This window comes from Clostridium sp. 1001271st1 H5 (genome assembly GCF_005845215.1).
Lineage (GTDB): Bacteria > Bacillota > Clostridia > Lachnospirales > Lachnospiraceae > Enterocloster.
Window position 1 is genome coordinate 19776 of sequence record NZ_SPHO01000025.1, and the last position, 13192, is coordinate 32967.

Here is a 13192-nt window from a genome sequence, read left to right on the forward strand (position 1 = left end):
AAAGCAAAAAAGTGACAATTGTTAAAACCCATCAACCACATCATAACTGCTTCCGTTCCACAAAGCCGGCCGCACCTGCCTGGTTTTAAGCTGCTCCACAAAATCGTTCAGCCGGTCCACCTTCTCCGGCAGCCAGGTAACATACTTTCCAATCTGGCCCGTGGTGTGGGCATCGCTGGCTCCGATAGCCTTAAGCCCTAACTCCCGGCAGTATGAAAGAGCTGTTCGGTTGGCTTCCAGGGTCGTGCTGCCGTTGAGCACCTCCACCCCGTGAAGCCCTGTGACCGCGCGGAGATTCTCCTCCAGCCCCCGGTTATTGTTCCTGAAGGGATGGCAGGAGACACAGAAACCGCCGGATTTATTGACATGGTCAATGAAATCCTGGGCATCCACCCGGCGGTCCGGATACTGTTCAATTCCCCATGCCGTGATATCGCCCTGGAGGGAAAAGAATTCTATACCCACGAAAATGGGAAAACCGGTTCTGTCCGAATATTCTGCGGCATATTCCCTGAGCCCCATGCTGTCATGGTCCGTGATGCAGACAGCGTCCAGTCCCCTGCCCCGGGCTATGGTCACGATTTCCTCCAGACTGATTCGGCTGTCCGATGAATAAGTACACTCATGAAGATGCATGTCAACCAGCATTTTGATTTCTCCTATCTCTTGATGATTTTAAGCAGCCTGCCGTCCTCTGTCCATACCAGGCTTTCCAGGTCCATGAATTCAGCTACAAAGGCGCTGGCTGGACGGCGGCAAAGGTCCAGGGGCGCATCATTCTGGACCAGCTGTCCCTGGTCCATGATTGCAATGCGGTCCGCCAGGATAATGGCCTCCTCCTGGTCGTGGGTAACAAACACCATGGTCAGTCCCAGGTCCTTCTGAAGCCGTTTAAGTTCATGGCGCATTTTGGTGCGCAGGGCCGCATCCAGGTTGCAGAAGGGTTCGTCCAAAAGGCACAGCTTCGGCTCCACAATCAGCGCCCTGGCAAGCGCCACCCTCTGCTGCTGTCCTCCGCTGATTTCCTGTATATAGGCTGAGGCATAATCTGAAAGACCTACCATTTCAAGATAATGCATTCCCTTCTGCCGGGCCTGTTCCCGCTTTACTCCCCGGAATTTCAGGCCGTAAACCACATTCTGGAGCACTGTCATGTGGGGAAACAGGCCGTAGGACTGGAATACGGTTGTAACCGGCCGCTGTTCCGGAGGGATATGGGTGATATCCTCGCCATCCAGCCGCACGGCTCCGCTGTCCGGCGTCAGGAAACCGCCTATCATGTTAAGGGTCGTGGTCTTCCCGCATCCGGAGGCACCAAGGATGCAGAGCAGCTGGCCCTGTTCCAGGGTAAGGGACAGGTCCCGCACCACTTCCCTGCCGTCAAAGTGTTTTTTCAAATGGTCCAGTTCAAGATACACGTCGCTTACCTGCCTTCCATGTTATAAAATAAGCCAGCCCTTCCACTGCCAGCACTACCAGTATGATGCTGGTGGCAATCAGGGAGGCCAGGGCGTAATCCCCTGTGTATACCGCATCAAAGAGTTTGAACACTGCCAGCTTCCGTCCAGGGTCAATGAGGAACAGGATTGCTCCGGCCGTGGTCATGCTGCTGGAAAAGTTATAGACAAAACAGCTGAGAAAGGCTGGTCTCAGTCCGGGAAGTATTACGGTTTTCAGCACTGAGAACTGTCCTCCCCCCAGGTCCCGCACTGCTTTTTCCTGAGCCCTTGGCACCTGGGTCAGGGTAGCCGCGCAAATCTTTGTGGCTGTGGGAAGCTGTTTGAACAGCATATTGGAAATAACAATCAGGGCTGTACCGGTCAGCTTTAAGGGCGGTGAATGAAATGCCAGGATATAACCGATTCCAAAGCAGGTTCCCGGCAGCATATAGGGCAGGGTGACCAGACAATCAAAAAAATTCCTGCCCGGAATCCGCCTGCGTTCCATGTAATAGGCGAACAGCATGGCGAAAAGGGTACCTGCCAGGGATACAATCAAAGCATATGTCACGCTCCGCCCCATGGTCCCCAGGTCAAAACGGACCAGCTGTTCCAGATACCGGGCGGTAAAGGAGTACACCCCCCTGGTGCTTTTCAGGAAGCCTGATATAAATATGCATCCGTACTGCAGCGCCATCATCAGAAAAAAGACCAGGCTTCCCAGGTTGGCCAGATTTCCTGTCAATCCGCATTTTCCCAGTGAAAGGGCCAGGGGTTCCTGCCTCCCCCTGCTGCCCTCTGTCAGCATATCCGAACGCTTCATCAGCTTACGGTAAATAAAAAATGCAGCGATAGACGGAAGCATCAGGACCATGTTCATGGCAGACGCCTTCTCCAGGTTGGAGTATCCCACCAGCTGAAGATATATCTCCGAAGCAATGGTGCTGAACCGCCCGCCGATAATGACCGGAGTCCCAAAATCCGCCAGGGAGCGGACAAAGGAGAGAAGCAGGGCCACCCATATACCCGGCCGTATAAGCGGCAGCACAATGTCTCCCAAAATGGCTTTAGGGCTGGCCCCCAGGTCCCTGGCGGCCCGGATGCTGTCCCCGTCCAGCTTGGTCAGAATTCCCCCCAGGAACAGGGCGTTTAACGGTACAAAGGAAAGGCTCTGCATCAGGATGACGCCCCAGCAGTTATAGGGGTCCCAGCCCAGCCCCAGCAGCCGGTACGTAATCCACCCACGGCGTCCATAGAGCTGGATATAGGCCAGGGAGGATACAAAGGGCGGGGAAACCATGGTAATCAGCAGAAGCGCCATACAGAACAGCCTGACAGCTCCCCTTCTGGTAGCTAAAAACAGGGCTGCCGCCGTGGAAAAAGCAGTACAGAGAAGGGATGCGCATACGCCCACGAACACGCTGTTCCAAAGGTTTCCCCTGTATTGGTTCCAGACAGCGGCATATGCATCATAGCTTAAGGATTTCCCGTCCCACAGACTTCTAATCAGAATACAGAGCATGGGCCAGAATACGAACAGGAATACACCGGACAGCAGGAAAGCCAGCAGCAGCTTATCCGCCCCGTATCCTGCAATGCCAAAAAGGACATCTTTCGATGCCCTTTTGCCATACATGTCTCCATGTATATTCCTGTTTGTATTTCCATTCATGCTTTCATGAGTGTTTCCAAACTTATTCATCTGCTGCCTTATCTCCCATCAGCGCCTCAAAGTGCTCCAGGATTTCCGTACGCTTTTCACCGAACAGGGACAGGTCCTCCTTCATCAGCATACCTGTGTCATATCCCAGGTCCAGTCCTTCCAGGGATGGCTTAATGGTCTTCACGCTGTTCTTCTGGTCAATCTCCGCCAGCATCTGAAGATTCTCATCGCTGCTGAACAGCCACTCTATAAAATACCTGGCTGCGTCTGCATTCTCGGCATTCTTAAATGCAGCCACTCCCTCGGGAACCCACGGAATGCCATCTGCCGGGTAAACGATGGACACATCATACTCATCTAACAGGGACTCAATGGTGCCGTCAATATATGTGATGCCAATGGCATATTCATCTGTGGTCACCTTATTCTTGGGGTCGGAACCGCGTTTTGCATAATATGCAATGTTCTTATTCAGTCCTTCCAAATAAGACCAGCCGCCTTCTTCTCCCTTAGCCTGCAGCAGGGCGTTGACCACTGCATAGTTGGTACCTGATACAGCCGGGTTGGACATGATGATTTCGCCTGCATATTCTTCCTTCAATAAATCATCCCAGCTGGCAGGAGCCTCCAGATTCAGCTCCTCCATGAGGCCGTCATTGAGCAGAAAACCTACAATGGTAATTCCCTTGGAATACCAATAGCCTTCTGAATCCTTGAACTCATCCGCCAGGCCGGCTGATGCGTCAAAGGTAACCTGCTCTAACAGCCCGTCATCCTTTGCGCTCATGAACGCGTCAATACCGCCTCCAAACCATAAATCGGCGGATGGTGTTCCGCCCTCTGCGCGGAGCTTGGAAAGCACCTCGCCGGAAGACATGGACAGCAGTTCTACCTTAACACCTGTATCCTCCGTGAACTTGTCAAACAGGGTTACGTAATTCTCACTGGTGACAACCACCTTCATGGTACCGGTAAGAGCCGGAGCCTCTGCCTTTGTCTCCTCCTGGCTTTCAGTCTCTGTCTCTGTGGCTGTTTCCTCAGTCTGGGCCTCGGCAGAAGCTGCTGCGCTGGTATTATTGCTGGTATTATTGCTGCCGCAGGCTGCCAGGGCCGGTACCATGGACAATGCCGTTAGCAGGGCAATCATTTTCTTTCTCATCTGTGTTCGTATCCTTTCTCTCATAACCGTATTTTGCATCACAGTCCTTTATCCTCCTCTTAAGGACAGTAATTACCATTGTTGAATTATAATAAGCAGCTGTCTCTAAGTCAATATGAATACTGTTTGCATAGAAAAAAACGAACAGATGAGAAATCAGATAGAAAAAATCTATTCAAGGGTTCCGGCTGCCAGTCTCCGCCCAAATCATTCCCGGCATCATTTTACAAAAAGGAATGGACGGTGCCAGGGCATTGTGATAGAATAAACGAGGTTATTTTCCCGGCATATGGCCGGGATTTTTAATGGATATAACGGAGGGATTTTGAGAATGGAACATAAAAGGAGTCAATGGGCCAGCAACATAGGATTTATACTGGCTGCCGCGGGAAGCGCTGTGGGACTGGGGAATATATGGAAATTCCCGGGAAAGGTGGCCGCAGGAGGAGGCGGGGCGTTTTTAATCTGCTATGCCCTGATTGTTCTGCTGGTAGGATTTCCGGTCATGCTGGCAGAGCTCTCCATCGGACGCAGCACCCAGAAAAACGTAGTGGGCGCGTTCCGCCGGCTGAACCCGCGCTGGAGCTTTGCCGGGGGCATCGGCGTCCTGACCCTGTTTGTAATTATGTCCTACTACAGTGTGGTGGGAGGATGGGTGATGAAATACATTGCAGTGTATCTGACCGGAGCTGATTTCAGCGCCTTTGGAAATGACAGCAGCAGATTTTCCGCCTACTTTGCGGATTTCATATCCCGGCCGGGAGAGCCCCTCATATGGGGCGCTGCCTTCCTGCTTCTGTGCATCTACGTGGTTGTACGGGGCGTGTCAGAAGGAATTGAACGGGTCAGCAAATTTTTAATGCCCGGCCTGTTCGTACTGCTGACCGGAATCGTCATCTATGCAATGACCCTGGACGGGGCTGCTGAAGGTCTTAAGTATATGCTGGCCGTGGACCCGGCAAAATTCAACGGCGGAACCGTTGTGGCTGCCCTGGGCCAGGCATTCTTTTCCCTCAGCGTGGGAATGGGCATTATGGTGACTTACGGCTCCTATGTGCCCAGGACAGAAAACCTGTCCAAAAGCGCGGGCTGCATCTGCATTCTGGACAGCCTTGTGGCACTGCTGTCCGGATTAGCCATCGTACCGGTGGTCTATATCACGGCCGGACCCGAAGCCATGGGAATGGGAGGCGGCTTTGCCTTCATGGCTCTTCCGGAGGTATTCAGCCGGCTGCCCGGCGGCGTGTTCTTTGGCTTTGCCTTCTTCCTGCTGCTGTTTGTGGCTGCCCTGACCAGCGCCATCAGCATCCTTGAGAGCTGCATCGCATGGCTTACGGAGGAATTTGGACTGTCCAGGCTGAAAGCCACCCTGCTTCTTGTGATTCCCATGTCATTTTTAAGCGCAGGCTATTCACTGTCGCAGGGGGCCATGGACATAAACCTGCCCTGGTTTGATTTCACCAACGGCGTACAGTATCTTCCCATGAATGCTGTCATGGAAAAATTCACTGACAATCTGATGATTCCCCTGGGAGCCCTGTGCTTCTGCCTGTTTGTGGGATGGGTATGGGGAACGGACAATGCCTCTGGGGAAATTGAAGCCTCGGGCCACAGCCTGGCCTGGAAACGGCTGTGGGCCTTTCTGGTGAAATTCCTGGCTCCGGCGGTTATTGTGGTCATCTTATATTTTACGGTTGGACGCGGGCAGGGCCTGTCCTAAAGGGCCGGCCCCGCATATCATGAATCAATGGTTCCGGCATCTGTTTTTCCGAAACCTGTATTTTTTTCTTCCCGGTCTTCGTCAGCACGGTCTGTCCCGGCCTGCAGATTATCCGCCTCCCGGTTTTCCTCCAGCGCATCCATGCTCTCCTTAAGACTCTTTCCCTGGCTGTCTCCAAGCTCCGCAGCCTGGTCCCGCAGAGACGCAATCTCCATTTCCTTTCTCTTTATGGCGCTGGTCTCATTGTCAATCATATCCGCCACATTGGCGCCCCCCATGCCCTTACTGACCAGGGCATCCACATGGACGCCGCTCTGGCTGGCTTCCGCTTCCTTCACATGCATCTCACCTTCAATCCGGTCCTTTACGGATGCTATCCTCTCAGCATTTCTGATGCCGTCCGATACATTGGCAAGGCTGCTTAAACGCTCTGCTTCCCGCTGGTCCTCCGTCTTATTGGGGTCAGGCTTTCCGGACTTTTTTTTGTCATCCTGTTCCACACACGCCTTGGCCTGCTGGGCATACAGTCCGGCTATCTGTTTGTCCAGGTCCGCCAGCTGCTTCCCGTAATTTTTCAGCTGGTCCTTGATATCATCCACCTTGCCGCCGTTTTTCAAGGTACTTTCTACCAGGTCATTCTTTCTGTCAATAATGGCCTGCTTCTGCTTTGTCAGATTCTCTATCATACTCATAAACTTTCCCTGAGGCGAGAACGTGGCCCTGTCACTGCGCCCTGTTCCGGCTGCTTTTCTGGTTCCGGCCTTATTTTTTGCAAAGGAGGCGTTTACCCTTGCCGCATTGATGATGGTGTTTTTAGGCTGAACTGAATTAAAATTAATTCTCATAGTCTTTCCTCCCGCTGGGATTTTTTGTTCCTGTCTATGTTATCGTACGGTTGCTGTTAAAGTTTACAGTGCCGGAATATAAATAAAATGGAGGCCTCTGTCAGAACATACTTTATCAAATAAAAAAAGGAAGGCTGTCAACCTGCATCTGCTGACATCCTTCCTCTTACTAATTCCTCTGTATGCCTATATCCTGTCCACACTCACTTTAACAACCACTTTTCTTACCTTCCCCGGATGCTCTACCATACAGCCGGGCCGGTGGATATCACTGGGAAAAAATATATTATAACAGCCTTTGGTTGCAATCAGGAAACTCTCGTCACCTACAGCTTCATAGAAGTAAATATCACTCTCATCTTTTCCTTCTGTAATAGCCAGGTCTCCAAGGTCCGGCGCAAAGCCCAGCATCTCCCTCCCCTTTGCCACAAACTGAACATCCACATATTTCTTATGTATTTCAGGTTTTTTATCATTGGAAGGACAGGTTGTTATATCCATCACCATTGCATAGATGTCCTTTCCGTCTATTGCATATGTCCCTGGCTCCATCTGTGTAAAATCCCTGCCCATAAGATATTCCAATGCCTTTTGGATTCCCTCTGGATATTTTCCCAAATCCTCATTGGTATAAATAGATGAAGATATCATACAGCCACCTCTTTCTACACTGTCTCAAAATGCTGTTTTAACGGCACATAAACATCTTTTCTCAAACCGGATAAAAGCATCTTAAAATTTGTGACATCGTTTCTCAGCGTCATGACCCGTACACCGTTCTCCGCCATTTCAATTGCTCTCTCCAGGTTAGGAGGCGCGATGGGACCCATTAAGGGAATGCTTTTTTCCTTGGCCTTTTTAAATAAGAGTTCAAAACGGCTTTTTACCTGGGGATTATCAAAATTATATGTCTCTTTAATTCCTAATCCAAGAGCTAAATCAGATGGCCCTAACTGTACCCCGCCCAAACCTTCCACATTCAGTATCTCATCAATATTATCAAAAAATTCCGGGTCCTCTGCCAACGGTATTACCAGTGTTTCATGGTTGCATTTCTCAACATATTGTCCAAAATCAAAATCCGGATAGCAGCCATAACCCGCGCTTCTGCAATCTGTGGCTGACCCTCTCACCCCATAAGGAGGAAACCTCACAGCCTGTATCATCTTTTTAGCGTCCTCAGCAGTGCGGCAATGAGGCACCACTACTGCGTCTGCTCCGAATTCCGCTGTTGTACGTATCAGCACCTCATCGTTATATTTAACACGGACACACGTCCCCATTCCGCTCTCATTTGCGGCAATTATCAAAGCCTGAAGCTCTCTGTCAATGGTCACCGGTGTATGTTCCATGTCAATGAACACAAAGTCGAATCCAGAATATCCTATCATCTGAACCACAATAGGGCTTCCTGTAAATATTCCCATACCCACTGCCAGCTTACCCTCATCCAGTATTTTCTTAATTTTGTTCTCTCTCATACTTATTCTCCTTATTTTATTTGTGCTTATATTACACATTTCTCTATTCTCAGTACACCGTTTTAGTATTTCAGAAATATTTTCGGAAGAATCAAAACCACATCGGGAATGTATGTAATGACAAGCAAAAATGCAATCATAACCCCAATCATGGGAAGTATCTCCTTTATAATGTCCTTGAGCGGTGTATCAGAGATGGCCGATGTAACAAACAGCAACGGGCCATAAGGCGGGGTCACCATCCCTATCATCATATTAATTACAAACATGACGCCAAAATGCACCGAATCTATACCAAAACTTTGAACCAGCGGATAAATCATAGGGATAAATACCAGTGTTATTGTGTTATTGTCAAATATCATGCCCAGTATCAGGAACATAATATTGCATATCAACAGGAAAACATACCTGTTATCTGTAATTCCCATAATGAATCCGCCTAACAAGGTGGGGATGCGTTCCAGTGTGGATATATAAACAATAACGGACGCACAGCCCACAGTTATGGAAACAGTGCCCACGGTTCTTGCTGTTTCTAACAATATTTTTTTTAAAGATTCCCAGTTCAGCATCCTATATACCAGTACGGAAACAATCAACGCATACGCTCCTGCCACTGCTCCTGCCTCCGTAGGTGTTACCGCCCCTCCATAGATACCACCTAACAGAATAACCGGAGTCAGAAGTGCGGGAATTGCCTTAAAGGTATAGGTCAGGAACAAAGGAATGGTATATTTTGTTCCATAAGGATACTTTCTTTTGTAAGACACTATCAGACAGTACGCTCCCAGAAATACTGCAAGCATTACACCTGGCAGCATCCCTCCCATAAACAGTGCTCCTACAGATGCCCCTGTAAGGGACGAGTACAGCAGCATGGTCATGCTGGGCGGAAAGATAGGGCCGATTGTGGCCGAGGCTGCCGTAATAGCACAGCTGAATCCATCATCATATCCCTGACGTTTCATCTCCGCAATTTCCATAATGCCGACGCCGGAGGCATCTGCCATGGCCGACCCTGTCATACCCGAGAATATCAGGGATACCAATACATTTACCTGGGCCATGCCGCCGCGCATCCTTCCCACAATGCCATCTGAAAAGCGGAATATCATATCTGATATCTTGCCTGTATTCATCACATTAGCTGTGAATACAAACAAGGGAATTGCTATGATGACATAATTGTTCCAATACGCCTCGCATATGCAGTTCGGTATTACTCCAAGATTCCCACCTGTAGCCAGCATATAGATTACACCAACAGAGAGCATCCCCAATGCAATGGGCATCCCTGTAAGAAAAATCATGGCAAATGCTGCTAAAAATACAACAATTCCAATATTCATACCATGTTCCCTCCTCTCCTACCTTTTTTGTCTCTTCATGAGCCATTTCCTCACATCCCTATACACATCCGCAAAGGAATAACACATTACGCCAAAAGTCAGGATAATGATTGGAAAAAAGTAAAACTTCACAGGTATTTTCAAGGATGGGCTTACTGTTCTGTACTTCATGATATACCGAACCGTAGGCTTTAACAGGATTGCATATGTGATACCCATTACTAAATTGCGGAAAATCCTTAACCCCCTCTGACCGTCTTCTGAAAGCAAATCATATACCATGGTAAAATTAACATGTTTGTTTAATCTACGGACATAACACGCTCCTAAAAGTACGGTCCAGATATAGGTTGCCACCTGTACCTCAGTCCCCCATGCGGGAGGACGATTCAATACATATCTGGAAAATACAGAATATACAAATGCCAGGAAAAGGACTGAGAATGTAATGACCGGAATAAGGACTTCCACACAATCCCTCATTCTGAGAAATAACCATTTAATTTTTTCTCTCATTGCATGCCTCCTTTCATTCCGGCGCTTACTTAGTTATTGCATTAAAAATATCCATATTCCAATTTTTTTCATTGTCCGGATTGGACAGATAGTACTCAAACGCATATTTTTTGAAGGCATCTCTATCCGGCTCCTGTATGTTAATTCCATACTTCTGCACACATTCATCCAGGATTTTTTCTTCCTCCGCCAGTACATCCTGATTGTTCTTATTAACAGCCTCTTTTATAATTTGTGTCAGCTTTTCCTGCTGGTCCGGTGTCATAGCCTCCCATTTATCGCCATTTATGCATACCAGGTTGGCTGTTATCATATGGTCTGTCATGATTATGCTTTTTGATACTTCCTGCATGGCATTGGCATAGGAAGACAGTATTATATTCTCTTGAGCATCTACTGTACCTGTCTGCATGGCAAGGTATGTCTCACTGCTGTCTAAAGGTGTTGGCTCCGCACCGATGGCTGTCCCCATGTCAAGAAAGGATGCTGAGTTTGGCATACGGATTTTTACCCCTTTTAAATCTTCTGGTTTCTGCACGGTAATGGAACCGTCTGAAAGCCACACATCACGCCTTCCCAGATAAAACGGGGCAATTACCTTTACATGGAATTCCTCCCAAATCTGATTCTGAACCCATTTTCCAATCTCTCCGTCCGTGTCTAATACCTGCATCATGCCTTCCACATCATCGTATAAAAATGCAATATCAAACATGTTTGCCCACAGAGCCCCGTTGTCATAGAAATATCCCAACTGAATAAATCCAATGTCAATATTTCCATCCAAAAGAGCCCCCAACTCTGCACTGGATTTAAAAAGAGTGGCACTGTCATAGTGCTCAAACTGAAAGTTTCCTTCTCCTTCTTTATCTGATACCTCTGAAATCCTGGATTGCAAAAGCTGGGTTGACGCCCCCGGCAGCTGGGAAGTGGATGTAATCAATTTTACGGTGTTCTTTCCGCCAGTATCCGCAGCTGCCGCCTTTTCTGTCTGTGTCCCGGATGTTTGTGCACCGACTTCCTGATTTCCTGTTTCCCCTTTATTTTTCCCGGAACTGCAGCCAGCCAGGAAAATTGCCATAAGTACTGCCATTGCCAGAACAGCTGCCCCTTTTTTATTCATCATATAGTAACCCTTCCCCTTTCAGATTTTATGAATTCATTTTTATCATTTCCACATGCTTTCTTGCCCGGTTTTCTATCTCCTGATAATCTTTATTCTCAATCAGGTCATTTGTCAGAAATGCTCTTGTTCCAAATGCCTTTATTCCAGCCTGTAGAAACTGCGGAATAGTATCAAGACTCACATTACAGGTGGCCTGCATGGGTATATGCCCAAGGGGACCCATAAGATATTTCACATCATTCACATCATCCACAATATACAGTTTTACAATATCTGCGCCGCAGTCCCTGGCATACACAATTTCAGTGGGTGTCATAGCCCCTGGTATGGACACCATATCTAACTCCTTTGTGCGTTTTATCACAGCCTCATTTGTATTGGGTGAAACAATATACCCGGCCCCCAGTCGATGGGCCAGCTCCACCTGACCCACTGTCAATACTGTTCCGGCTCCCATGCAGACCCTGTCTCCCACAGCCGCTTTTACAGCCAGCATCTGCTCTTCAAAATACTTCTCAGGACTATCCTTCCGATGGTTATAAGTAATCTCAATAAACTTCACTCCCCCATCTGCCAGAGCCTTAGCTACATTAGCTGCACCCTCAGTAGGAATCCCCCGGAAAATCACAATTAACTTTTCCTTTTCAATACTTTTTAGTACATCTTTTCCATTCATGTCCACATCCTCCTACGCTTTTCATATTGTCAAAAATATACAATGTTTTCACTTTTATTTATGCACTTTTCTATCCTCCCCTCCTGTATGCGGAGGGGGTTTTCTTATGTTTTGACACATTGTATATTTTTGTTATTTATAGTATACTTTAGTATGAGCATAATTACTAATTCATTTTTCAGGATTCAACTATCGAAAAAAACGATAGCATTCAGAGAGGTATTGTACATGAATACACGGCAATTAGAATATATTTTAGCCATTGCAGAAGAAAAAAATATTCTCCGGGCCTCAGAAAAACTTTTTATATCGCAGTCTACCCTAAGTCAGACGCTGCTTAATCTGGAAAAAGAATTGGGAACCCCACTTTTTATACGCAATCCGAGGGAGTTATCCATCACGGAAGCCGGCCAGTATTATATAGACGCCTGCAAGGATATCATGCATATAAAAGAACAGACATACGAACGAATACGCAATATTTCCAATATGGGTAAAGAACGTTACCGTGTCGGCATATCCTCCCAGGAGGGGATGGAGCGCTTTTTGACTGCATCTGGTATTTTTCAGAAAAAATATCCTAACGTTGAACTGTATGCTACCGATGAAAGCGCTAAAAATTTATTAAAAAAACTAAATATGGGGCAGCTTGCTTTAATTATTACATCCCTGGATTCTCTGCAAAAAATCACGTTTCCTTACAAAGTACTCAGCCGCGAAGAAATTCTTTTACTAGTTCCCAAATCTCTTCCTTATAAATCAGGAGGAGAAAACCACAAATTAAAATGGGAATTGTTAAAAAGTGAACACTTTATTCTATCAAAGCAAAACTCTACCATGCGCAGTATTACAGACCACATATTTAAGCAGCTAGGCGTGAACCCGGATATCGTATGCGAACTGGACAACACCTCAGCAACTATACACATGGTAGCTGAAGGTATTGGTCTGGCCTTCCTGCCGAAGGGTCTTAAGGTTGAAAATGAACACATCCGTTATGTATCATTGATGCCTAAAGTATACCGGTATCAGGTAGTAATCTATCAGGAAGAATTGGCTCTGAATCACAAGATGACTGATTTTATTGACATGCTGTAAAGGGTGTGCGCCAGCCCTTCATTACCGCATTTCCCGTTTCGCAGTTTCAACAAATTCCGCGTTATTATTTTAACTTTTATTGACTATTTTGCCTATATTTGTTAGGTTAGTCTTTAT

The 13192-nt window shown here is 47.5% G+C and carries 12 protein-coding genes; 2 read left to right on the plus strand and 10 right to left on the minus strand.

What is annotated here, in order from left to right; genetic code table 11:
* Positions 1-21: 21 nt before the first annotated feature.
* From FGS84_RS26055 to FGS84_RS26070, 4 genes are read right to left on the minus strand one after another with little or no spacing between them, the layout of a single operon-like run.
* A complete protein-coding gene (locus tag FGS84_RS26055; protein WP_138311151.1) occupies positions 22-648 on the minus strand; it encodes a PHP domain-containing protein in 627 nt (208 codons plus the stop codon).
* A gap of 11 nt (positions 649-659) precedes the next feature.
* Positions 660-1418 carry an ABC transporter ATP-binding protein gene (locus tag FGS84_RS26060; RefSeq protein WP_138311152.1) on the minus strand — a complete coding sequence of 253 codons (759 nt, stop codon included), beginning with the start codon at positions 1416-1418 and terminating at the stop codon, positions 660-662.
* A complete protein-coding gene (locus tag FGS84_RS26065; RefSeq protein WP_243130086.1) occupies positions 1408-3111 on the minus strand; it encodes an iron ABC transporter permease in 1704 nt (567 codons plus the stop codon). Before FGS84_RS26065 ends, FGS84_RS26060 begins: the two co-directional genes overlap by 11 nt.
* A 22-nt stretch (positions 3112-3133) precedes the next feature.
* Positions 3134-4261 carry an ABC transporter substrate-binding protein gene (locus FGS84_RS26070; RefSeq protein ID WP_138311154.1) on the minus strand — a complete coding sequence of 376 codons (1128 nt, stop codon included), beginning with the start codon at positions 4259-4261 and terminating at the stop codon, positions 3134-3136.
* A gap of 331 nt (positions 4262-4592) precedes the next feature.
* On the opposite strand from FGS84_RS26070, the gene FGS84_RS26075 reads away from it, so the two are divergent.
* Positions 4593-5981, plus strand: coding sequence for a sodium-dependent transporter (locus tag FGS84_RS26075; protein ID WP_138311155.1), 1389 nt, complete (start codon positions 4593-4595; stop codon positions 5979-5981).
* A gap of 17 nt (positions 5982-5998) precedes the next feature.
* Here FGS84_RS26075 and FGS84_RS26080 read toward each other — a convergent pair whose 3' ends face one another.
* The 6 genes from FGS84_RS26080 to FGS84_RS26110 form a co-directional block, all read right to left on the minus strand.
* Complete coding sequence (locus FGS84_RS26080; protein ID WP_138311156.1) at positions 5999-6826, minus strand: hypothetical protein; 828 nt, start codon at positions 6824-6826, stop codon at positions 5999-6001.
* Positions 6827-7012: 186 nt separating this feature from the next.
* Positions 7013-7477 (minus strand): YhcH/YjgK/YiaL family protein, encoded by a 465-nt coding sequence (locus FGS84_RS26085; protein ID WP_138311157.1) that lies wholly within the window; start codon positions 7475-7477, stop codon positions 7013-7015.
* 14 nt (positions 7478-7491) lie between these two features.
* A complete protein-coding gene (locus FGS84_RS26090) occupies positions 7492-8307 on the minus strand; it encodes an aldolase/citrate lyase family protein (RefSeq protein WP_138311158.1) in 816 nt (271 codons plus the stop codon).
* Between the two features lie 62 nt (positions 8308-8369).
* Positions 8370-9659: a TRAP transporter large permease gene (locus tag FGS84_RS26095; RefSeq protein WP_138311159.1), complete on the minus strand. Its 1290-nt coding sequence runs from the start codon at positions 9657-9659 to the stop codon at positions 8370-8372.
* A 541-nt stretch (positions 9660-10200) separates the two neighbouring features.
* A complete protein-coding gene (gene dctP / locus FGS84_RS26105; RefSeq protein ID WP_138311161.1) occupies positions 10201-11301 on the minus strand; it encodes a TRAP transporter substrate-binding protein DctP in 1101 nt (366 codons plus the stop codon).
* Between the two features lie 25 nt (positions 11302-11326).
* Positions 11327-11977 carry a bifunctional 4-hydroxy-2-oxoglutarate aldolase/2-dehydro-3-deoxy-phosphogluconate aldolase gene (locus FGS84_RS26110; protein WP_138311162.1) on the minus strand — a complete coding sequence of 217 codons (651 nt, stop codon included), beginning with the start codon at positions 11975-11977 and terminating at the stop codon, positions 11327-11329.
* A gap of 228 nt (positions 11978-12205) precedes the next feature.
* Here FGS84_RS26110 and FGS84_RS26115 point away from each other — a divergent pair, with 228 nt between their 5' ends.
* Positions 12206-13075 (plus strand): LysR family transcriptional regulator, encoded by an 870-nt coding sequence (locus FGS84_RS26115; RefSeq protein ID WP_138311163.1) that lies wholly within the window; start codon positions 12206-12208, stop codon positions 13073-13075.
* The last annotated feature ends 117 nt before the right edge of the window (positions 13076-13192 follow it).

Coding starts and splice junctions, on each gene's coding strand:
- FGS84_RS26055 (WP_138311151.1), bottom strand. CDS start 648: ATGCTGGTTGACATGCATCTTCATGAGTGTACTTATTCATCGGACAGC.
- FGS84_RS26065 (WP_243130086.1), bottom strand. CDS start 3,111: ATGAATGGAAATACAAACAGGAATATACATGGAGACATGTATGGCAAA.
- FGS84_RS26070 (WP_138311154.1), bottom strand. CDS start 4,261: ATGAGAAAGAAAATGATTGCCCTGCTAACGGCATTGTCCATGGTACCG.
- FGS84_RS26075 (WP_138311155.1), top strand. CDS start 4,593: ATGGAACATAAAAGGAGTCAATGGGCCAGCAACATAGGATTTATACTG.
- FGS84_RS26080 (WP_138311156.1), bottom strand. CDS start 6,826: ATGAGAATTAATTTTAATTCAGTTCAGCCTAAAAACACCATCATCAAT.
- FGS84_RS26085 (WP_138311157.1), bottom strand. CDS start 7,477: ATGATATCTTCATCTATTTATACCAATGAGGATTTGGGAAAATATCCA.
- FGS84_RS26090 (WP_138311158.1), bottom strand. CDS start 8,307: ATGAGAGAGAACAAAATTAAGAAAATACTGGATGAGGGTAAGCTGGCA.
- FGS84_RS26095 (WP_138311159.1), bottom strand. CDS start 9,659: ATGAATATTGGAATTGTTGTATTTTTAGCAGCATTTGCCATGATTTTT.
- dctP (WP_138311161.1), bottom strand. CDS start 11,301: ATGATGAATAAAAAAGGGGCAGCTGTTCTGGCAATGGCAGTACTTATG.
- FGS84_RS26110 (WP_138311162.1), bottom strand. CDS start 11,977: ATGAATGGAAAAGATGTACTAAAAAGTATTGAAAAGGAAAAGTTAATT.
- FGS84_RS26115 (WP_138311163.1), top strand. CDS start 12,206: ATGAATACACGGCAATTAGAATATATTTTAGCCATTGCAGAAGAAAAA.